Genomic DNA, 19414 nt, shown 5'->3' on the forward strand with positions numbered 1-19414 from the left:
TATGTAGCCAGTTTGGACCACTGGCTACCTTTAGGTGCACGCCCCAGTTGTGGATCTCATACGGCCCCGGGAGCCGTGTTCGCGTGGGACATCCCCTTGATCAGGCCCATCAGGGCGTCGCCATGCGTCAGTTGAGGATGGTGCCCGGCACCCGTCACCATGATCAGCTCAACATTTGGAAGTGACTCGAGCTGCTCAACCGCTTCTGGGGTGATGGGGTCCTCGCTTCCCACGATGATGCGGATCGGGCCGCTGAAACGCCCCAGCGCTTCCCGCAGTTCAGCACGCCATTGCTGGGAGCCCGCAAGGGCGAGATGCTTGGCCACTCTCTTGGCGCTGCTTCGCTTGAGGTCACTGAGGCTGGATGTGAGAGCAGCGGCGCTGGCTTCTGATCCGGTCAGCTGGCGTGACAGCCGTGCGGCGTTAATGTGTCGCAAGTAGGTGGATGCCACCGGCCATAGTTTGGCCGAAACACCCATCGGGGCTTGGAGGAAGAACGGTGCGATCAGCGTGAGCGACTTGACCTGCGCCGGGCGTTGGTCAGCCGCCATTACTGCTGCAGCCGCACCAATGGAGTGGCCGATGAGGTCAGCGGGTTCGCCGTCCAGTAGGGCTGGCAGCCACTGTTCCCAGTCCTGAACGCCTGTTCCACTGCTGAGGCCGAGTCCGGGAAGGTCGACGACGCGCGCTCCGATGCCCGACGCCACGTCGGCCCACGTGTCTGCGTTGACCGGCAAACCGGGAAGGACAATATGGCCGGATCCGGGTACGCCGAGCTCGAATGTGCGCAGACCGCCGACGTCGACGAATCGACGACCGTCAGACATGTCGGCGCCAAACCGATGTGCGGCCAGATGGTCGGCCCACCGCTCCACGGACACCAGAACATCCGGCATCTGAATCCCGTGTTTGTGGGCGAACTCGACGGCGGACTCTGTCGGATAGCGGTCGGCTGACATGAAGGTGAGCGTCTCGGGATCCGCTTTGGTGATCCGCTGCGGGAGCCGCTTGATGATCCCGATCGGCATCCTTAGCCGTGGGACGTTGACGCCGAGGTGCCGGCCGACATGGGTCAGGAGGTCTGCCAGCGGCGGGGTGGCGTCGTCGAGAATCCAATACGCCTTGCCGGCAGCAGCAGGATCGACCGCTGCTGCCGTCATGAAGGCTGCCAGATAGTCGACCGTGACCACCGGGAGGAACGTCGAGCCGTTTCCGGGCAGTGCGGCTACGGTGCCGTTCCAAATCTGCTCGATGGTGGTGGCCAGCCCGATGAGCTGGTCGGACTCCCCGGTCGCGCTGTCGCCGATCAGGCTGGAGGGATTGACGATGGTCCAGGGGACTCCTCGCTTCAGGGCCCGGGACTGGAAGATGGCGTCGGATTCCACCTTTGAGGCTTCGTAGGCACCAAGTTCCTTGTAGACCGCGGCGCGGTGGTCCTCTGGCCATGGAACGGTTTTGGGGTCCTGTCCGCCGACGCGGTAGCCCGACACATGGACGACGCGCTGCAGGTTGGGGAGGTCCTCGGCGAAGTCGATCAGCTTCTCGACGATGCCGACATTCGCGCTGCGTGCCTCTTGGGCGGTCATTCCGAATCGGTAGGACCCGGCGCAGTTGTGGATCTCGGTGATGGACGGGAATGCCGAGGGCCCGCCCGCGATGATCCCGGGTGCATCGAAGTCGACGATGGTCGTTCTGATGCTCCGTTTTAGTCCATGCTCCCTGACCCATTGCTCTACGCTCGCTCCCGACTCGGCGGTCCGAACTGCCGCTGTGACGTTCGCGCCAGCTTTGGCAAGGGACAGAATGAGGTGTCGGCCGACCATTCCTGAAGCCCCGAAGACAAGGGCGTGACGGGAGTCTTCGTGCGGCGTCATCGCGTCCCCCCAACGGTCTTGCAGCGCTGGTTGATGAGCTCAGCCACGACGTCAGCGGCCGATTGCAGGGGTTGGGTGCTCTGCATGGCGCGGGAGACGATCACCGCCCCCTCAATCGTCGATACAACAACGGTTGCCAGGGACCGGGCTTCCTTGGCTTCAACGCCGCTGGCCTCGAGGAGCGCGGACGTCGGGGCGATCCACGCCTCGAAGGCAGCGGCACACGCCTGTCTGAGCCGCTCACTCTCTGCGCCCATCTCCAGGGTGACTACGGAAACCGGACAACCCAGCCGGAAGTTGCTCTCGCTGACGATGGTGGCCAAGGCCTCAATCGCAACCCGGGCAGCCTCAGCCGCACTGCCCGCGGAAGTTGCCGCCTCCGCAATGAGCGTTTCGAACTGCTTCGCGGCGAGCTCGACGGCTGCAATGCCCAGGCCCTCCTTCCCGTCGGGGAAGTGGAAATAGATCGATCCCTTGGGAGCTGCGGCGTGTTCGATCACAGCATTCAGCCCCGTGCCGCTGTAACCGCTGGTCTGGATGAGCTGGAGCATGGACTCTGCCAGCCGTGCTTTTGTCAGGTTTCCTTTTAAGGCCATGAAAAAATAATAGACTGGTCTACATATTTTGCAAACTCTCAAGAAGCCAGTTTTCGTGAAACGCCAAGTGCCGCCGTCGTACTTCTTGTGAAAGTACGACGGCGGCACTTGCCGTATGCGGGTCGGTGACCGCTAAGCGGTCTGCCCGGCGTGCTGGCCCTCGGAGATCTCCTCGACCACCTTGGCGTTGAAGGCGGGGAGGTCATCCGGGGTGCGGCTGGTGACCAGGCCCTGGTCCACCACCACTTCCTCGTCGGTCCAGTTGGCACCCGCGTTCTTCAGGTCCGTCTGGAGGGTGTGGTACGACGTGACGTTGCGGCCGTTGATCACGCCGGAGTCGATGAGGATCCACGGTCCGTGGCAGATGGAGGCAACCGGCTTGTGCTGCTCAAAGAAGGCTCGAGTGAAGTTCTGCGCATCTTTGTCGACGCGGAGATGATCGGCGTTCACGACGCCGCCGGGGAGAACCAGCGCGTCGAAATCGGATGCGTTGGCATCCGCCACTGCGAGGTCGACGTCGAAGGTGTCACCCTTCTCCACGCCGTTGAAACCCTGGAGCTTTCCCTTGGAGGGAGCCACAAGAGTTGGCTCTCCACCGGCATCCCTAACCGCCTGCCACGGGCTGGTGAGTTCCACCTGCTCCACGCCGTCCGTCAGCAGGAATGCGACCTTCTTGCCTGCAATGTTGTGTTCTGACATTGTTCCTCCTCCATTGCGCGGCGGAGTGCTTTTTTGAGCGTAAGCCGCCACTGTGAGAGTTGTTTGTCTGACCTGCTCAAGCCTAGGGAATGCCGCTTTACTAAGCAAGCTGACTAATTCTGCCACTGAGTCCGCTGCTTGCTTAAGTATCGAATATCGATAGAATCAGGTTGTTGTTCGATAAAGGAGATTCCATGGGAAAGCTGACGATCCTCGCACTGCGGATAGTGATCGCGATGGTGCTGGCGGGTTCACTGTTCGTGCAGTTGTGGATGGTGCCGCTGCTCTCAACTGACCTGGTTGAAGCCGGGGCGCCCGACGGTCCCCGCATTGCGTTGCTGGTGATCGTGGTCCTGGGGATCCTCTGTGTGCAGGTTGTTGCTGTCTGTGTGTGGCGGCTGCTGACGATGGTGCGGCGGGGGACTGTCTTTTCCCATGGAGCGTTCCGTTTTGTGGACGTGATTTTCGGTGCCATCGCTGCCGCGGCAGTACTGATGTTCGGCATTGCAGTGATCCTGGCGCCCGGCGATATCGCGCCGGGAGTCGTCATGCTGATCTGTGGCGCAGCGTTGATGATCGGGGGAGTGGCGCTGTTGGTGCTGGTGCTGCGGACCCTGCTTGCCCAAGCCGTAGCCCGGGACGTCGAAGCCGCCGGCCTGCGGGCTGAGCTGGATGAGGTGATCTGATGGCGATCATCGTGGATATCGACGTCATGCTTGCCAAGCGCAAAATGCCCGTGGGGGTGCTCGCCGAACGCGTGGGAATTACGCCGGCCAACCTGGCCGTGCTCAAGAACGGTCGTGCGAAAGCCGTGCGGTTTAGTACGCTCGAAGCGCTGTGCGAGGTGCTGGAGTGTCAGCCGGGGGATTTGCTGCGGTGGGAGTCTGATCATCGCTCGCATACCGCAGACCCATCTGCCGACGAGCCTCATCCAGCAGCTCCATCATCCCAACCGACTCCTCAGGGGTCATGAACGGGCTCTCGGTCAGCCCGGCCTGCAGGCAACGCGTCACCTCGCGCAGCTCGTAGCTGAACCCATGCCCGAGCACCTCAAATTTCTCCGTCCGAGGCGTGCCGCTGCGTGGCTGGATGATGAGCTCGGTCGGGTTGAAAAGGGGAGCAGAGGAACGCAGCCAACCCTCGGAGCCACCGACCGTCACTACGCTGGGGCACTCCGCGCCGATTGAGGTGATGAGCTGGGCATATGCCCCGCTGGGGTAGCTCAGGGCCAGCGAATTCTGCAGGTCCACGCCCTCGGGAGTCAGGACCCCACTGGCAAGCATGCTGCCTGGCTCGCCGAAGACTCCATCCGCCCATGTCAGCGGATACACGGCGAGGTCCAGCAATGCCCCTCCGCCAGCGGCCGGGTCCCAGATACGAGCTGAGGGGTCATAGGCGGGCACGAAACCCAGGTCGGCCTGAAGCCAGCGCGGCTCCCCGATCTCCCCTGACCGCAAAATCTCAACGGCGCGGCAGAAGCTGGGCAGGAATCGGGTCCACACGGCTTCCATCAGGAAAAGCCCCTTCTCCCGGGCGAGACCCGCCAACTCCCGTGCTTGTGCGGCATCCATGGCGATGGGCTTTTCGCAGAGGACATGCTTTCCCGCAGTCAGCGCGGCCAGTGCGACGGCGTGATGCTGCGCGTGCGGCGTGGCGATGTAGACGACGTCGACGGCGGGGTCGGCCAGCAGCCGCTCGTAGCCCGGCGTCGCTCCAACATCCGAATAGGACGCAGCAAAGCCGAACTTTCCGGCAAAAGCCCGCGCCGATGCTTCCGTGCGGGAGCTGACGGCCTGCAGGACGCAATCCTCAAGGAGCGCAAGGTCCGCCACCACGCGCAAGGCAATGGAGCCAGTGGCCACTACTCCCCAACGGATCGGGCGGCCGGTTGCGATGGAAGGCGCGACAGTGCTGACAGGGGCAGGAAGCATGGACGGGCCTTTCAAGGCATGGGGCTAAACGGAATCGCGGATCACGATCGAGGTAGGCATTCTGTTGACGCGTTCCGCCGGCTTACCCTCGATCAGGTTCACCAAGGTCTCGGCCATTTTCTTGCCGAGTTCAACAATCGGGTGATGCACGGTGGTGAGGGCGGGGGTGACGGAGGTGGCAAAGGAATCGTCATCAAAACCCACGACGGCGATGTCCTCCGGAATGCGCAAACCCCGCCCTTGAATAGCGGTGTAGGCGCCGGCAGCCATCTGGTCATTCGCTGCAAAAACGGCGTCAACGGGAACACCGCGATCCAGCAAACGGTGCATCGCTTTGGCTCCGGAGGCCAAGGTGAAGTCACCCTCCTCCATCAAGCCGTCCCCAAGACCGGCCTCCCGCACGGCGGTCCTCCACCCGGCCAGGCGATCCAGGCCCGGGGGCATATCTTGCGGACCGGCAATGGTTGCCACGTTCTTTCGGCCGCTCTGGGTCAATAGCCTGGTGACCTCGTAGGCCGCTTGTTCATTGGCCACATCCACGTAGTAGCTCTCCTTGCCACCTACCAAGGGGCGTCCTGCGAACACCATGGGAAGGGACCCCGAGAGGTGTGTCCAGGAGTTGTCGCCGCTGTGGTGCGACACCACCAGGACGCCGTCCACGTTGCCTCCGAGCAGGAAGCTGCGGGTCTTCTCCGGCTTCGACTCCGAGGAGATCACCATGTTCAGGGTGTACTCCGTGTCGGTGAGATACAAGGCGATGCCCTGCACCACCGAGGCGAAGAACGGATCCGCGAAGACCTTGGATGTCGACTCCGGAACGATGAGCGTGACCGCGTTTGCCCTCCGTTTGGCCAAGGAACGGGCAGCACGGTTGGGCGTGTAGTCGAGTGCGAGGATGGCTTTCCTCACGGACTGCGCCATTTCCGGGTCCACACTGGGGCTGTCGTTGACCACGCGGGACACGGTGGCCCGCGACACCCCGGCCAAGGCAGCCACCATTTCAAGGGTGGGTACCGGCCGGGGGCCGCTGGTGTCCTGCGTCATGGTCATCTCCGGAACGTAAGAAAAAGTATGCCTCTGAAGGCTACTTTAGGCGTTCACTGTGGCCGTGGCAGAAGCCTTGGCTGAGGCGATGACCCGGGAATAAGCCAGTCCGCTGTCCTTCACCGTGCGCTCAAAGGTGTCGTAATCCACGCGAACCACACCGAAGCGCTTGCCGTAACCCCAGGACCACTCAAAGTTGTCCAGGAGTGACCACACAAAGTAGCCGCGCACATCGGCGCCCTGGTCCAGTGCCTCGCCCACGGCCGTGATGTGATCCAGCACGAACTGGGTCCGCTCGGCATCATGGACCGCCCCGTCAGGACTGACGACGTCGTCGTAAGCGGCACCGTTTTCGGTGATGTACAGCGGGGGCAGCGTGGGGTATTCCTCGCCAAGACGCACCAGGAGCTTCCGAAGCCCGTCCGGGTTGACCTCCCAGTTCATGGCAGTGCGCGGCAGGCCGCGGCTGGGGAATGCGATGTCCTCCGAACCGATCCAGCACGACGACGTGGGGCGGGTTGCGCCGCCCGAGTGGCCGTCGCCGTGTTCATCAGTGGGGTGACCACTGATGAGGTCATCGTGGTAGTGGTTGACGCCCAGGAAATCGATGGGAGCGCCGATGATCTCCAGGTCGCCGGGCTTGATGACGTCCCGGATGCCGAACTGCTCAAGGTCGTTGAGCGTGTCCTCCGGGTAAACGCCACGGAGGATCGGATCGAGGAAGATCCTGTTCTGCAGCGAATCGAACCGGCGCGCGGCATCGAGGTCTACGGGATCGGAAGGATCCCGTGGGATGGAGTTGCTGAGGTTGAGCGTGATCCCCAGCTGCTGGGCGCCGCGGCTCCGCAGCTCGTTGACCGCCAGGCCGTGGGCGAGGTGCTGGTGGTGGATCGCTGCGACGGCTGCTTCCGGCTCTTGACGGCCGGGAGCGTGCACGCCGGCCGCATAGCCCAGGAGTGAGGAGCAGAACGGTTCGTTGAACGTAGTCCAGTGCTGAACACGGTCACCCAGTGCTGAATAGACATCGTTCGCATAGTCGACGAAGCGGTAGGCGGTGTCGCGGTTGGCCCAGCCGCCCTTCTCCTCCAGCGCCTGCGGGAGGTCCCAGTGGTAAAGGGTCAACCAAGGGAGGATGCCGGCGTCGAGCAGCTCATCCACCAAGCGGGAGTAAAAGTCCAGGCCGACGGCGTTCGCGGTACGGCCGCCAGGCCGGACACGGGACCAGCTGGTGGAGAACCGGTAGGAATCCAGGCCCAGCTCCTTCATGATCCTGACGTCTTGGGGCATGCGGTGGTAGTGCTGCACCGCGTCCTTCAGCGTCTCGCCGTTGGCAATGGCACCCGGAATACGGGCGAAAGCATCCCACACGGAATCTTCCTTGCCGCCCTCGTGGCTGGCGCCTTCCACTTGAGCTGCGGCGGTGGCCGAGCCCCAGAGGAAGCCCTTGGGCCACTCCCTGTTAAAGGGGGTGACCGCTGGGTGGTTTGTTGCTTCGAATGGCATTAGCCCTTCACTGCTCCTTGCATGATTCCGGAAATAAGTTGACGGCCCGCCAGGACGAAGAGTGCCAGCAGCGGAAGTGTTGCCATGACGGCGCCGGCCAGGACGATCGAATAGTCCACGTACCGGGCCGACTGCAGTTGGCTGAGCGCCGTCTGCAAGGTGGGGTTGCCGGCGTCGAGCACCAGCAGGGGCCAGAGGAAATCAGTCCATGCCGTCATGAACGTGAAGAGGCCCAGGATTGCCATGGCCGGACGCGCGGCCGGCAGTGCAACATGCCAAAAGGTGGAGATCATGGACGCACCATCCATACGTGCCGACTCGATGAGCTCGTCCGGGATCACGTCCACCAAGTACTGCCGCATGAAGAAGACACCGAACGCTGTGACCAGGGTAGGGATCACGACGGCGCCGATCTCACCTGTCCAGCCCAGCGTGCGCATCAGCATGAACAGCGGGATGATGCCGAGCTGCGTAGGGATGGCCATGGTGGCGATCACCGCAACCATCAGCCAGTTCCGGCCGCGGAAGCGCAGCTTGGCGAACGCGTATCCGGCAAGGGTTGAGAAGCCCACCACCGAGACGGTGATGATGCCCGAGATCAGGACGCTGTTGCCGAGCGCGAGCCAGAATGGGACGGTGTCGAAGACCTCCCCAACGTTGGTCCAGAAGTTGCCACCAGGGAACAGCGGCGGCCAGGTCTCCCCGAGGGCTTCGTTGGAGCGGCTGCCGATGATCACGGACCACCACAGCGGGTAGGCCGAGGCCAGGAAGAACGCCAGCAGCAACCCATAGGTGAGGAAGCCGGGCCGCCGGCCGTTGCCAAAGAGTGCTTTCCGGGTGGCCAGGGCTCGGGACGTTCGCTGAGGGGCCGGTGCTTGTGGCCGGTTTTGCGTGAGGGTCATTTCCCGCTCCTCGGGGTCGAGTCTGGTGCCGCTGCCGGTGCGGTTACCGCCTGGGCGGCGAGGCCGGCGTCGTCCGCTTTTGTTTTCGCAGCGGAAGAACGCTGACGACGGCGGCGGCTGGCTGCACCGCGATCGTCGCCGTTAGTGGCGATACGGCGTGAGATCAGCCAGTTCACGATGCCGAAAAGCAGGATGATCAGGAACAGGAGCCAGGCGATTGTAGAGGCCTTGCCGAAGTTCTGGCGCTGGAACGCCATCTCCCACAGGTACAACACGGTGGTCTGGAACTGGCGTGCCGTTCCGCCGGCTGCCACGGGATCGAAGAGCCTTGGCTCGGTGAAGATCTGCAGCCCGCCGATGGTGGCCGTGACAATAACGAACACCATGGTGGGCCGGATGCTCGGCAGCGTGATGCTGAAGAAGCGGCGGACGGAGCCGGCGCCGTCGATTGCTGCGGACTCGTAGATATCGCGCGGCACCGACTGCATGGCGGCCAGGAGGATGAGCGCGTTGTAGCCGGTCCAGCGCCAGTTCACCATGGTGGCGATGGCGATGTGGCTGGGAAGGGTGTCGTTCTTCCACATGATGGGATCGATGCCGAAGCTGGACAGGATGTTGTTGATGAGCCCGTACTGCTCCCCGAACATGTTGGTGAAGATCATGGCGACAGCCACGGGAGTCACGACGTAGGGGAGCAGGATGCTCATGCGCCAGAAGGTCTTGGCGCGGAGGTTCTGGTCCAGCACCGCGGCGATGATGGTGGCCATGATCAGCTGCGGGATGGTGGAAATCAGGAAGATGCTGACGGTGTTGAACAGGGAATTCCAGAAGAACCTGTCCTGAAGAACCTCAGCGAAGTTCTGGAATCCAACAAACTCTCCCTGGCCTTTGAGCAGGTGCCAGTCGAAGAGGGAGACGAAGAAGGTGTAGCCCAGGGGAAAGAGGCCCACCAAGGCGAACAGGATGAAGAACGGGGCGATGTAGAAGTACGGGGACGCCTTCATGTCGAAGACGTTGAGGCGTTGGCGGAACGTCGGTTTCGGTTTGGTGGCAGCCGTTCTACCGGCCGCTGGGCGGTTCAATGTGGTGGTCATGGTCGGGTCTCAGACTCTGTGAGGGGGCCTCCGGTTTCCCGGAGGCCCCACGGCCGGGTGCTGCTAGTTGTTGACCACGAGGTCGTTGAGGAGCTTGACGGCTTCATTCCAGGCTTCATCGGCGGTGCCCTTGCCCGAGTCGAGCATCTTGAGGGCCGGCCCGAAGACGTTCTCCTGAATCACAGAGTCATCCGGACCCTTGAACTGGGCGATGACACCCTCGGCGCGGGATTCAAAGATGGCGCCGTAGGGAGCGTTGTTGAACAGTTCGTTCGGCTTTGCTGCTTCCACGATCTTTGCCTGTGCTTCGAGGGTGCTCGGGAAGTTGTTGGCAGCAGCGGACTGCTTGATCTGCTGCTCAGGTGCAGTCAGCCATGCTGCCAGCTTTGCTGCTTCAGCGGGGTGCTTGGAGCTCTTGGGAACCGAGAGGAATGCGCCGCCCCAATTGGAAGCACCGCCGGGGAAGACGTCGGCTACGTCCCAGCCACTTGCTGCTCCGCCGCCTGCTGACTCGAGCTGGCCCTTGATGGTGCCGAGCATCCACGCCGGGCAAACGTGCGTGGCGAAGGAGCCGTCCACGAATGCCTTGCCGTTACCCCAGTCGAACTGGGTCTGGTTGGAGGACAGGCCATCGGCAGTGCCGGCAGCGAGCATGTCGAATTTTGCCCGCATTTCCTTATTGCCCTCGACGTTCAGCTTGCCGTCCTTGGTGTAGTAACCCTCGTCCATTTGGTTGACCATGGAGTTCCATACGAAGCCGGACTGGTCATACCAGGCCTTGCCCGTAGCCTCTTTGTACTGGCGCCCGAGCTTGAAGTACGTGTCCCAGCTTGCGTCTTTACCGCCGAACAATTCCGCGACTTTCTCACGATCGCTCGGCAGGCCGGCTGCCTCGAAGAGCTTGCCGTTAAAGCACAGGGCCTGCGGTCCGATGTCCGTGCCGTAACCGATCACGCGGCCATTGGGATCGGTACCCTGCTTGAACTTCCAGTCCACCCAGTTGCCCTTGATGTCCTCGGCGCCGTGCTCCTTGAGGTCCACGAACTGGTCCGAGACCTCCATGATGGAGCCGAGCCAGCCTTCCTCGATAGCCGTCACGTCGCTGAGTCCGGAACCGGCGGCCAGTTTGGTGAACGCGTCAGTCCTGGCATTGGAACCACGGTCAATGTTGGTGGCCTCGATGGTGACGCCGGGGTTCTGCTTCTCATATTCGGCATACAGGTCGTCGTATCCGAAAGTGCCGAAGGTGGTCACGGTCAGCGTGACGGGGTTGTCTGCGCTCGCCGCTTTGTCGCCTCCGCCGCTGCAGCCGGCCGCCACGAGGGCAAGAGAGGCTACGCCCGCCAGGGCAGTGAATTTCCTTAGTCGCGAAAACTCCACGATCACTCCTTTGTGTGTTCGAGCGACCGTACGCCTATGGCGAGAGAGCGCTCTCTGGGATGTGGGACCAATGTATGTGCTGCAAGTCACGTACGTCAAGAGAGCGCTCTCTGGAGTCGGTTCTGTGTCTTCGTGCGTCGGTTCCGCCGAGGGGTGAGCTCTCATGCTGCCGAGGGGTGAGCTCTCGGGGTTATGGAGGGTTCTTATTACCGAAAGCTCACCCCTCGGTGAGTACGTTCCTCTCCGCCGGTGAGGGGTTGGCTCTCATGTTGATGAGGGGTTAGCTCTCAAGTTGGTGAGGGGTTAGTTTTCGGGGGTATGGAGGGCTCATTCTGCCGAGAACCCGCCCCTCGGTGGGCCTCTCACTCACCTGCCGTTGTTACTGCCCAGAGTCCTCGACTCGTCACGTTCGACCCGCGATCACATGCCGCCGGTGTTAGCGTTCGAGGGTGCATTCTGTTGACTGCGGGGCGGGGACCCCAATCCTGATCATCCACGGATTCTGTGTCGATCATCGCCTACTGCTAGGGCTCGACCCCTTGTTCGAAGCTCACGGTCAGTGGCGGCGGGTCTACGTGGACTTGCCGGGCATGGGTCAATCCGCGGCAGGACCTGAGATCGATAGCGCGGATGCCGTAGCCGAAACAGTGGTCTCCTTTGCCCGGCAGGCCTTCGGTGCCGAAAAGTTCGCAGTCCTCGGAAACTCCTTCGGCGGCATGATCGCCCGTCACATGGTCGCCGAATTCGGGGAGCAGGTTCTTGGCCTGGCGCTCCTTTGCCCAGTGGTCGTTGCGGATCACGGGTCCCGAACCCTGCCTGCCAAGACAGTGCTCCAAACAGACCCGACCCTATTAGCGGCCTTGGAACCCGCGGATGCGGCCGACTATGAGGCCATGGCCGTGGTCCAATCCCCCGAGAATTGGCTTCGTTTCCGAGACGCGGCTCTGCCGGGGTTTCGAGTCTTTGATCAGGCAGCAGTCCAGCGGATTTCCAGCAGCTACGCACTCCGTACCGAGCCGGAAAATCGCTTCGCCAACTTTCAGGGACCCACGCTGATTCTCGCCGGGCGCCAGGACCATGTGGTGGGGTTTGAGGATCAGACTGCGCTGGCGCGCAGCTACGCACAGTCCACCACCGCCGTCTTGGATCGGGCCGGGCATAACGCGCATCTGGACCAGCCGGAGCTAACGGCTGCCCTCCTTGGGGAGTGGTTGGAGCGGGTCAGGGACTGGAAAGATCGCGGCGTCGCCGCACGTTCTATCGAGTAGCACGACGGCGGTCCCCGCCCGAGCCTTCGGTGAGGACCGCCGTCGTGGTTCAGCTAGCCCCGGACGTCACGCGTGCTGAACCTGAACCCTGCAAAGGCCACGAGGCCGGCTGTCCAGGTGAAAGTTACTATCGCGGCGGTGAGAGAACCCAGATCTGCATCCGGATAGGACCCTGTAACCAGGCCTGGGTCGAACAGCAGGACCCCGGCCACAGTGGGTAGATAGGCAAAAGCTGGAGTCAGCAGCAGCAACATCAACGACAATTGCGACACCACAATGAGCGTAAACAGCGGTATCAGCGTCTGTTTGAGCAGGATGCCCAGTGCGAACCCAATGAGGGCTATGGCATCCCAGAAAGCTATCGCACCAACCCAGCGGAGAAGGAGGCCTGCCGGAACGGTCCCGTTGATGACGGAAAGTTCGCCGAGACCAGACTGGGATAGCAAGCTCAACAGCGGAATGGTCACGAGCCCCAGCAGTGTGACGAACACTGTCAACGCAGCACATTTCGCCAAATACAGGCGCTCGCGGTTCGGTGCGGCCACCAGGCTGCTCCGCAGTTGGCCCGACACGTATTCACTCGATGCGGCTATGACGCCGATAACAATGATTCCGATCAGTCCCAGCGCAACCCAGTCAAAACCCACCGTCTCCGGGCTCGCTCCTGGTGCAAGCCCGGGGTCGTTGGTTCGGAGTGCGTCTCCCACTGGAGCCGCCTGGGACCACCCGATGAGAACAACGATGAGCCACGTCAGGGCTGCAGTGATCCATACGGACCTCAACGTGATGAGTTTGGTGAGTTCGGCGCGGACTAGGCTGGACTTCCGGGTAGTGTCCACCAGCGGAGTCATACGGCGTTTCCTTTAGCCGCACTGCCGGTCCAATCGAAGTAGGCGGCTTCCAGGTCATGGTGACCGGATACCAGATCATCGACGTTTCCGGACTGAACAATGCGGCCACCGGAAATGACCACGATGTGGTCAGCGACGTGCTGGACCTCATTAATGAGATGACTGGAAATAAGAACAGTCTTGCCGTTGGATGCGAGGGTCCCCAGGAGTCCCCGGATCCAGCGAATGCCTTCGGGATCCAAGCCGTTGGTCGGCTCATCGAGAACAACAATGCGTGGATCGCCGAGGAGGGCCGCAGCGATCCCTAGTCGCTGACCCATACCCAGTGAGTACGCTCCCACGCGCTTCCGAGCGGCGTCTGAAAGCCCAACGACTTCCAGAACTTCACCGATCCTGGATCGCGGAATGCCGTTGGATTGCGCCAGCCAGGTGAGATGAGCCTTTGCCGTGCGGCCCTTGTGGGCTCCTGAGCCATCGAATTGGGCTCCCACAGTCCACATGGGAGCGGTGAGGTCCTGGTAAGGCTTTCCTTCAATGAGAGCGGACCCGCTGTCCGCCCGATCGAGCCCTAGAAGCAGCCGAAAAGTTGTGGACTTGCCGGCGCCGTTCGGACCGAGGAAGGCGGTGACTTTCCCGGGCTCGGCCGTCAGCGAGACGTCGATGATTCCGTCCGACTGCCCGTATTTCTTGCTCAAATTCTTGATCTCGATCATTGTCTGGTCTCCTTGGGTAGTCGATGTCACTTAGCGGCGGACCGGCTGGCGGCGAAACAGAAGATGCGCGGTGATCAGCGCTGCGGCCACCCAAACCGCGAGGACCACCCCACCCGTCGCAGGCCCTAAGTCGCCCGGCGTAGGAGGCGGAAGCTGGTAGAGCTGGGCTCCCGCCTGATCCGGCAGAAACTTGGCAAGGGGTGTGATGTTCACCAGGTAGGTGGAGACAATGAGGGCCATCGCCAAGACCGTGCCCATGGCCGCCAGCCCACTGCGCAGGACCACCGACAAGGCGTAGGTGAACAGGGCGATGAGTATCCAGTAAAGGACCACGCCCCAGAGGATGCCTGATGCCGCTTGTGGAGTCGCTGCTATCTGGCTGCTTCCGGCGGTGCAGTCGATGACCACGCAACGAATCCCTGCCGACCCAAACACGCTCAGAACAGCCGTGATGAAAACGGCAACGACAATCACGATCGCTTTGGCCGCCAACACAAAACTGCGCTGCGGGAGGCTGATCAAGGTGCTCCGAAGAGAGCCATTGTCCGATTCCTGGTGCATCGACCATGCCGCAAGAAGGATGACCCCTATTTGTCCATAGTGGAGGATGATCAAAAAGGCTGTGCCGCCCTCAAGGCCAGCTGCCTCCTCCGGTCTCCCTGCTTGGTGGGCAGCGTCGATCAGACTGGTCAGTATCCAGGAGAGAAGTGCTGTGAGCAGCACCGTTCCTGCCATGGTGTTAAGGCAAAGACGCAGTGTCAGAAGTTTGGTGGTTTCGGCCCTGACAGCGCGGATCATGGTGGTTCGCGATCCCGTCCGCACGTCGAAGATCGCGCTGGAAGATGGTGGCATGACTCAAGTCAATCCGGCCCGGCACCTCTTGTCTGTCTGCAGGTGTCGACAGTCGTGGCACCCACTTAGACGGTCGAAGGGCCCACCAGGCCGGCTTCGTAGGCGATGACAACGAGTTGGGCTCTGTCCCGTGCGCCCAGTTTGGTCAGGATTCGGCTCACGTAAGTCCGCACAGTGGTTCGCGTGAGAAACAGGGCGGCTGCTATCTCGTTATTGGAGGCACCTTGTCCGATGAGGGTCAAGGTTTCGCGTTCGCGGACTGTCAGCTCGCTGATGCGGTCGTGTGCGGCCGGATGCAGGGTGAAGCGGTCAATGAGTCGACGGGTGATTTCCGGAGCCAGGAGGGCGTTACCTTCATATGCGGTACGGATTGCCTTGAGGATGTCAGGCAGCGGCGCGTTCTTAAGGAGAAAGCCGGAGGCGCCCTGGCGGAGTGCCTGGTAGACGTAGTCGTCCATATCGAACGTGGTCAGCATGACCAGCCGGGTGCGGGACTTTCGTGATGCCAGAATCCCCGCAGCTTCAAGGCCGGTCATCCGGGGCATTCGAACATCCATCAGGGCCACGTCCGGTTGATGCTTCATGGTGGCTTCCACGGCCTCTGCTCCGTCCACAACCACGGCAGCCACTCTCATGCCCGGCTCATCCTCGATCAAAAGACGCAGTGACGTCCTGATGTGAGCATCGTCGTCTGCGATGAGGACGCTGATCTCATTCATCGGGTTTCCACCCTCGCTGCAGTTCCCGGTAATGAAACAGCCACGCGGTATCCACTGGCATCCCGTCCTGCTTCAAAGGTTCCGCCCATTAGTTGGGCCCGTTCACGCATTCCTGTGAGTCCGTGACCGTTCTTGGAAGCCAATGCTGCCCCCGGACCGTCGTCGAGGACGCTGATTCGCAGGTCGTCGCCTTCGGTCCTGATGGTGATCCGGCAGGTTTTTGCTCCGGAATGACGGATCACGTTTGTCAGGGCCTCCTGAATGATTCGATACGCGGTGGTTCGCTGCGCGGCCGGAAGGTGGTTGGGGCTTTCATCGGCGTCGATCACAACAGATATCCCGGCTCGTATGGCCGGCTGCGACAGCTCCTGCACCAGTTCCGGAAGAGTTCCCGGAGGAGCGTCATCATCCACTTCACTGCGTTCCTGGCGCATCAAGACTTGGAGTTGGCCCAACGCATCACGGGCATCGGACTCGATGCCCTGCAGCGCAGATCGTAGATCGTCGGCGGTGGACGACTTTACATGGGCGACGACGCCTGCCCGCACTCCGATCCCTCCCAACGTATGTGAGAGGACATCGTGAACGTCCCGGGCCAGGCGAAGCCGTTCCTGCGCCCGGGCATTGCGCTCGGTTTCGTACCGCATGCGCTGGGTGCGGATTCCCAGGACCCATGCTGCCCCGATGATGACGGCGCCCAGGATAATTCCCCGAACGCGCGCCTCAGCGCCCTCGGCGGACACCAGAAGCAACGACGCGAACAAAAGGGCTTCCATCGCGATCAACCATGCAGGAAACAGCCGGGTACCGAATCGCTCAGCGGCGACGTAGAGACAGAGCCCTGTCGCCAGGAAGGGGTCCTCCGTCAGTCCCAAGCTCCAGCCCGCGGCCGTCACAACGCCGGTCCACGCGGCAGCTAGCCACGGAAACCGGGACCGAAGGCAGAGGCCCATAACAACCAGCGCTCCGAGCGCCAGCTGGAACAGCCGTCCTGGTGATTCCGGCGGAGGCACGGTGATCCAAAGCCCGGCCACCACTATGAGGCCGACCAGACCGTTCAGCAGCAGAGGAGCGATTGTCTGGCGGAAAGTGGGACTGCGAAAGCGATGACTGTCAGCGCCTTGTGTCTTGCTCCCATGTCGCATGCCTCAGCCTCGCACGAATCCCGGCCGGTCCGTTCGAAGCGGCAACTCATGCGCGATTTATAGCTAACCCCTACTTCCCCTTCTTCCCCGTCCGCTTAGCCGCCGCATTCATCGCAGACTTCACCGCAGGCGGCAGCCCCGCCGTCTCGGTCTCCGGCTCGGCCACAGTCCCGCGCCAACGAGCCAGACCCTTCATGCCGTGGTAGATCACCAGTGCAGCAGCCGAGCCCAGGGCAATGCCCGTGAACTTCAGTTCGCCAATCGTCCATGTGTAGTCGGCGATGCCAATAATCAAAGCCACAGCTGCGGTCGTCAGGTTGATCGGGTTGGAGAAGTTGACCTTGTTTTGCACCCAGATCTTCACGCCGAGCACGCCGATCATGCCGTACAGCATGGTCGCAGCACCGCCCAGCACACCAGCCGGCACGGTCGCGATCAGTTCGCCGAATTTCGGGGAGAAGCTCAGCAGGATGGCGAAGACACCGGCCACCCAGTACGCCGCCGTCGAATAGACCTTCGTGGCGGCCATGACGCCGATGTTCTCCGCATACGTCGTGGTACCGGAACCGCCGCCGAACCCGGCAAGTACCGTCGCGGCGCCGTCGGCCATCAGCGCGCGGCCGGAGACGCCGTCGAGGTTCTGGCCGGTCATCGCGGCCACCGACTTCACGTGCCCCACGTTCTCAGCCACGAGCACCAGCACCACCGGCACGAACAGACCCACCACACCGATGTGGAACTCGGGCGTCTGGAACAGAGGAAGGCCAATCCACGCAGCGGCGTCCATCTTTTCGTAGTTGACCTCGCCGCGCATCATCGCCACGAGATACCCCACCACGACGCCCACCAGGATGCTCAGCCGCCCCAGAATTCCGCGGAATAGAACGGAAACCAGGATGATCGTGACAAGCGTGATGAGGGCGGTAACCGGCGCGAGGTCGAAGTTCGCCTTTGCAGCCGGCGCCAGGTTGAGGCCGATCAGCGCCACAATGGCACCGGTGACGATCGGCGGCATCAGCCGGTTGATCCATTCGGCGCCAAACTTCTGGACCACCGCACCAATAAGCGCCAGTACGACGCCGGCCAGCACCACGCCGCCCAAGGCGCCACTGACTCCGTACTGCTGCTGGGACGCCATGATCGGGGCGATGAACGCGAAGCTCGAGCCCAGGTAGCTGGGCACACGGCCCTTGGTGATCACCAGGAACAACAGGGTGCCGATGCCCGAGAAGAGCAGGGTGGTGGCAGGCGGCATGCCGGTGATGATGGGCACCAGGAACGTTGCACCGAACATGGCCACCACGTGCTGCATGCCGATGCCGATGGTCAGGGGCCAGGCCAGTCGCTCGTCGGGCGCCACCACGTGGCCGGGACGGATGGACTTGCCGTTGCCGTGGAGCTTCCATTTGATGCCGAGCATGCTCATGGCGGGCCTTCCTCAGAAGAGTGTTGGGATTCGGTGCAACATTACCGCCATTGCGGGGCCCGCTCTACGCGCCTCGCGCGCCGAATGAGGCGCAAAGCGGGCCTCACAACGCAAGGAAACGACACGCGGAGTCACGCTGTGTGCCCAACGTCACGGACCGTCATGGGAAGAGGACAACGGAACTTGAAGTTGCAACCATGGAAAGCAGAAGTGCCCGGCCGGCTCAGGGTCAGGCCCAGCGAAAGGTTCACCAAATGACGATCGCCCACGAAGAAGCAGTCATTGACGCCGCAGCAGTCGACGCCATTTTTGCCGAAGCCCGTACCGCCAACAGCTTCGCCGGTGAGGTCACCGACGAGCAGGCCCGTGCCATCTACGAGCTCACCAAGTTCGGCCCCACCGCCTTCAACTCCCAGCCACTTCGCGTGACTTATGTCCGCTCGGACGAGGCCCGCGCCAAGCTGGTGGACACCCTTTCCAACGGCAACAAGGCCAAGACCGCCTCCGCCCCGCTGGTCGCCATCCTCTCTTACGACACCGACTGGCAGGGCCAGTGGGACAAGTTCCTGCCCGCCTACGGCGCACCCAAGGCAATGTACGACGCCGATCCCGCTTTCGCCGCTGCTACGGGCAACAACAACGCTCATTTGCAGGCCGGCTACTTCATCCTGGCTGTGCGCTCCCTCGGTTTCGCCGCCGGTCCCATGACCGGTGCCGACTTCTCCGCCATCGACGCCGAATTCTTCCCGGCCGGCGACCAGAAGAGCTTCCTCGTCGTCAACATCGGCCAGCCCGGCCCGGACGCCTGGGGCGAAGCCAAGCCGAAGTTCGCTTATGACGACGTTGTCCGCACCGTCTAGTCTTCACACCAGAAACGCCCGCTCACTTTCGTGGGCGGGCGTTTTGCGTTGCGGGCGCCTTGAACGCCGATCCTTCTCTCACATCCCTCGGGTTTGAGCCCAGCGCTCGCTCAGGTCCCTCGGGTTTGAGCCCAGCGCTCGCTCAGGTCCCTCGGGTTTGAGCCCAGCGCTCGCTCAGGTCCCTCGGGTTTGAGCCCGACGCTCGCTCAGGTCCCTCGGGTTTGAGCCCAGCGCTCGCTCAGGTCCCTCGGGTTTGAGCCCAGCGCTCTCTCAGTCCCGCTCGGGTCGATTGCCCCGATCGCGGTGATCTGCCGCTCGGGTGACCCAGCGGACGAGCAGGGTCACCGCCACGATCACCACGGCGGCCGCTACCAGCAGTATGAGTAAAACCACTACGTGCCAGGCCTCGAGCCTCATCGTTCCGCCTCCGGGTTGCATGTACTTCCCTCGACTCTAGGGCAGGTGAGAGTGCCCCTATGTTTTTCGTCAAGCGGTTGCGGGTGTTGGGGGTTGGTAGAGGGTGCCGTCGCGGAGCATGGCGTAGAGGGTGTCGCAGC

18 protein-coding genes and 1 pseudogene are annotated in these 19414 nt (G+C 62.4%); 4 read left to right on the forward strand and 15 right to left on the reverse strand.

Annotated features, from left to right (window positions below):
• Positions 1-56: 56 nt before the first annotated feature.
• The 3 genes from ACIQLI_RS14190 to ACIQLI_RS14200 form a co-directional block, all read right to left on the reverse strand.
• Positions 57-1874, reverse strand: a complete 1818-nt coding sequence (locus tag ACIQLI_RS14190; protein WP_400389494.1) for an alpha/beta fold hydrolase — start codon at positions 1872-1874, stop codon at positions 57-59.
• The gene (locus ACIQLI_RS14195; RefSeq protein ID WP_400389497.1) at positions 1871-2470 is read right to left on the reverse strand and encodes a TetR/AcrR family transcriptional regulator; all 600 of its coding nucleotides are present in this window, start codon (positions 2468-2470) and stop codon (positions 1871-1873) included. Before ACIQLI_RS14195 ends, ACIQLI_RS14190 begins: the two co-directional genes overlap by 4 nt.
• A gap of 132 nt (positions 2471-2602) precedes the next feature.
• Positions 2603-3169 carry a type 1 glutamine amidotransferase domain-containing protein gene (locus tag ACIQLI_RS14200; protein WP_400389500.1) on the reverse strand — a complete coding sequence of 189 codons (567 nt, stop codon included), beginning with the start codon at positions 3167-3169 and terminating at the stop codon, positions 2603-2605.
• 194 nt (positions 3170-3363) lie between these two features.
• Here ACIQLI_RS14200 and ACIQLI_RS14205 point away from each other — a divergent pair, with 194 nt between their 5' ends.
• Positions 3364-3855 carry a DUF2975 domain-containing protein gene (locus tag ACIQLI_RS14205; RefSeq protein ID WP_354232962.1) on the forward strand — a complete coding sequence of 164 codons (492 nt, stop codon included), beginning with the start codon at positions 3364-3366 and terminating at the stop codon, positions 3853-3855.
• Complete coding sequence (locus ACIQLI_RS14210; protein WP_400389503.1) at positions 3855-4142, forward strand: helix-turn-helix domain-containing protein; 288 nt, start codon at positions 3855-3857, stop codon at positions 4140-4142. Before ACIQLI_RS14205 ends, ACIQLI_RS14210 begins: the two co-directional genes overlap by 1 nt.
• A gap of 166 nt (positions 4143-4308) precedes the next feature.
• Here the strand turns inward: ACIQLI_RS14210 and ACIQLI_RS14215 are convergent.
• From ACIQLI_RS14215 to ACIQLI_RS14240, 6 genes and pseudogenes are all read right to left on the reverse strand, one after another.
• Positions 4309-5100, reverse strand: a pseudogene (locus ACIQLI_RS14215) (Gfo/Idh/MocA family protein); the annotation flags it as partial.
• Positions 5101-5124: 24 nt separating this feature from the next.
• A complete protein-coding gene (locus ACIQLI_RS14220; RefSeq protein ID WP_400389556.1) occupies positions 5125-6144 on the reverse strand; it encodes a LacI family DNA-binding transcriptional regulator in 1020 nt (339 codons plus the stop codon).
• 45 nt (positions 6145-6189) lie between these two features.
• Positions 6190-7647: a GH1 family beta-glucosidase gene (locus ACIQLI_RS14225; protein WP_207595673.1), complete on the reverse strand. Its 1458-nt coding sequence runs from the start codon at positions 7645-7647 to the stop codon at positions 6190-6192.
• On the reverse strand, positions 7647-8549 hold the full coding sequence (locus tag ACIQLI_RS14230; protein WP_400389506.1) for a carbohydrate ABC transporter permease: 903 nt from the start codon (positions 8547-8549) through the stop codon (positions 7647-7649). Before ACIQLI_RS14230 ends, ACIQLI_RS14225 begins: the two co-directional genes overlap by 1 nt.
• Complete coding sequence (locus ACIQLI_RS14235) at positions 8546-9643, reverse strand: carbohydrate ABC transporter permease (protein ID WP_400389509.1); 1098 nt, start codon at positions 9641-9643, stop codon at positions 8546-8548. Before ACIQLI_RS14235 ends, ACIQLI_RS14230 begins: the two co-directional genes overlap by 4 nt.
• Before the next feature lie 63 nt (positions 9644-9706).
• Positions 9707-11023, reverse strand: a complete 1317-nt coding sequence (locus tag ACIQLI_RS14240; protein ID WP_354232957.1) for an extracellular solute-binding protein — start codon at positions 11021-11023, stop codon at positions 9707-9709.
• Between the two features lie 449 nt (positions 11024-11472).
• Between ACIQLI_RS14240 and ACIQLI_RS14245 the strand changes: the two genes are divergently transcribed.
• On the forward strand, positions 11473-12291 hold the full coding sequence (locus tag ACIQLI_RS14245) for an alpha/beta fold hydrolase (protein WP_400389512.1): 819 nt from the start codon (positions 11473-11475) through the stop codon (positions 12289-12291).
• A gap of 53 nt (positions 12292-12344) precedes the next feature.
• Here ACIQLI_RS14245 and ACIQLI_RS14250 read toward each other — a convergent pair whose 3' ends face one another.
• From ACIQLI_RS14250 to ACIQLI_RS14275, 6 genes are all read right to left on the reverse strand, one after another.
• The gene (locus ACIQLI_RS14250) at positions 12345-13142 is read right to left on the reverse strand and encodes a hypothetical protein (RefSeq protein WP_400389515.1); all 798 of its coding nucleotides are present in this window, start codon (positions 13140-13142) and stop codon (positions 12345-12347) included.
• On the reverse strand, positions 13139-13855 hold the full coding sequence (locus tag ACIQLI_RS14255; RefSeq protein ID WP_400389518.1) for an ABC transporter ATP-binding protein: 717 nt from the start codon (positions 13853-13855) through the stop codon (positions 13139-13141). The genes ACIQLI_RS14250 and ACIQLI_RS14255 overlap by 4 nt, the downstream gene beginning before the upstream one ends.
• Positions 13856-13885: 30 nt before the next feature.
• On the reverse strand, positions 13886-14707 hold the full coding sequence (locus tag ACIQLI_RS14260; RefSeq protein ID WP_400389521.1) for a hypothetical protein: 822 nt from the start codon (positions 14705-14707) through the stop codon (positions 13886-13888).
• Positions 14708-14772: 65 nt separating this feature from the next.
• Entirely contained in the window at positions 14773-15426 is a 654-nt protein-coding gene (locus tag ACIQLI_RS14265; RefSeq protein ID WP_400389524.1) for a response regulator, read from the reverse strand.
• Positions 15423-16439, reverse strand: a complete 1017-nt coding sequence (locus ACIQLI_RS14270; protein ID WP_400389527.1) for a sensor histidine kinase — start codon at positions 16437-16439, stop codon at positions 15423-15425. Before ACIQLI_RS14270 ends, ACIQLI_RS14265 begins: the two co-directional genes overlap by 4 nt.
• A 202-nt stretch (positions 16440-16641) precedes the next feature.
• Positions 16642-17997 (reverse strand): uracil-xanthine permease family protein, encoded by a 1356-nt coding sequence (locus tag ACIQLI_RS14275; RefSeq protein ID WP_400389530.1) that lies wholly within the window; start codon positions 17995-17997, stop codon positions 16642-16644.
• A gap of 254 nt (positions 17998-18251) precedes the next feature.
• Between ACIQLI_RS14275 and ACIQLI_RS14280 the strand changes: the two genes are divergently transcribed.
• Positions 18252-18857: a malonic semialdehyde reductase gene (locus ACIQLI_RS14280; protein ID WP_091325629.1), complete on the forward strand. Its 606-nt coding sequence runs from the start codon at positions 18252-18254 to the stop codon at positions 18855-18857.
• Positions 18858-19414: the final 557 nt, after the last annotated feature.

This window comes from Paenarthrobacter sp. NPDC091669, from assembly GCF_044756725.1.
GTDB classification, from domain to species: domain Bacteria; phylum Actinomycetota; class Actinomycetes; order Actinomycetales; family Micrococcaceae; genus Arthrobacter; species Arthrobacter bambusae_C.

What these genes read in the sequence shown, in the direction of transcription:
- ACIQLI_RS14190 (WP_400389494.1), bottom strand. Translation starts at nt 1,874, where the DNA reads ATGACGCCGCACGAAGACTCCCGTCACGCCCTTGTCTTCGGGGCTTCA.
- ACIQLI_RS14195 (WP_400389497.1), bottom strand. Translation starts at nt 2,470, where the DNA reads ATGGCCTTAAAAGGAAACCTGACAAAAGCACGGCTGGCAGAGTCCATG.
- ACIQLI_RS14200 (WP_400389500.1), bottom strand. Translation starts at nt 3,169, where the DNA reads ATGTCAGAACACAACATTGCAGGCAAGAAGGTCGCATTCCTGCTGACG.
- ACIQLI_RS14205 (WP_354232962.1), top strand. Translation starts at nt 3,364, where the DNA reads ATGGGAAAGCTGACGATCCTCGCACTGCGGATAGTGATCGCGATGGTG.
- ACIQLI_RS14210 (WP_400389503.1), top strand. Translation starts at nt 3,855, where the DNA reads ATGGCGATCATCGTGGATATCGACGTCATGCTTGCCAAGCGCAAAATG.
- ACIQLI_RS14220 (WP_400389556.1), bottom strand. Translation starts at nt 6,144, where the DNA reads ATGACGCAGGACACCAGCGGCCCCCGGCCGGTACCCACCCTTGAAATG.
- ACIQLI_RS14225 (WP_207595673.1), bottom strand. Translation starts at nt 7,647, where the DNA reads ATGCCATTCGAAGCAACAAACCACCCAGCGGTCACCCCCTTTAACAGG.
- ACIQLI_RS14230 (WP_400389506.1), bottom strand. Translation starts at nt 8,549, where the DNA reads ATGACCCTCACGCAAAACCGGCCACAAGCACCGGCCCCTCAGCGAACG.
- ACIQLI_RS14235 (WP_400389509.1), bottom strand. Translation starts at nt 9,643, where the DNA reads ATGACCACCACATTGAACCGCCCAGCGGCCGGTAGAACGGCTGCCACC.
- ACIQLI_RS14250 (WP_400389515.1), bottom strand. Translation starts at nt 13,142, where the DNA reads ATGACTCCGCTGGTGGACACTACCCGGAAGTCCAGCCTAGTCCGCGCC.
- ACIQLI_RS14255 (WP_400389518.1), bottom strand. Translation starts at nt 13,855, where the DNA reads ATGATCGAGATCAAGAATTTGAGCAAGAAATACGGGCAGTCGGACGGA.
- ACIQLI_RS14260 (WP_400389521.1), bottom strand. Translation starts at nt 14,707, where the DNA reads ATGCCACCATCTTCCAGCGCGATCTTCGACGTGCGGACGGGATCGCGA.
- ACIQLI_RS14265 (WP_400389524.1), bottom strand. Translation starts at nt 15,426, where the DNA reads ATGAATGAGATCAGCGTCCTCATCGCAGACGACGATGCTCACATCAGG.
- ACIQLI_RS14275 (WP_400389530.1), bottom strand. Translation starts at nt 17,997, where the DNA reads ATGAGCATGCTCGGCATCAAATGGAAGCTCCACGGCAACGGCAAGTCC.
- ACIQLI_RS14280 (WP_091325629.1), top strand. Translation starts at nt 18,252, where the DNA reads ATGACGATCGCCCACGAAGAAGCAGTCATTGACGCCGCAGCAGTCGAC.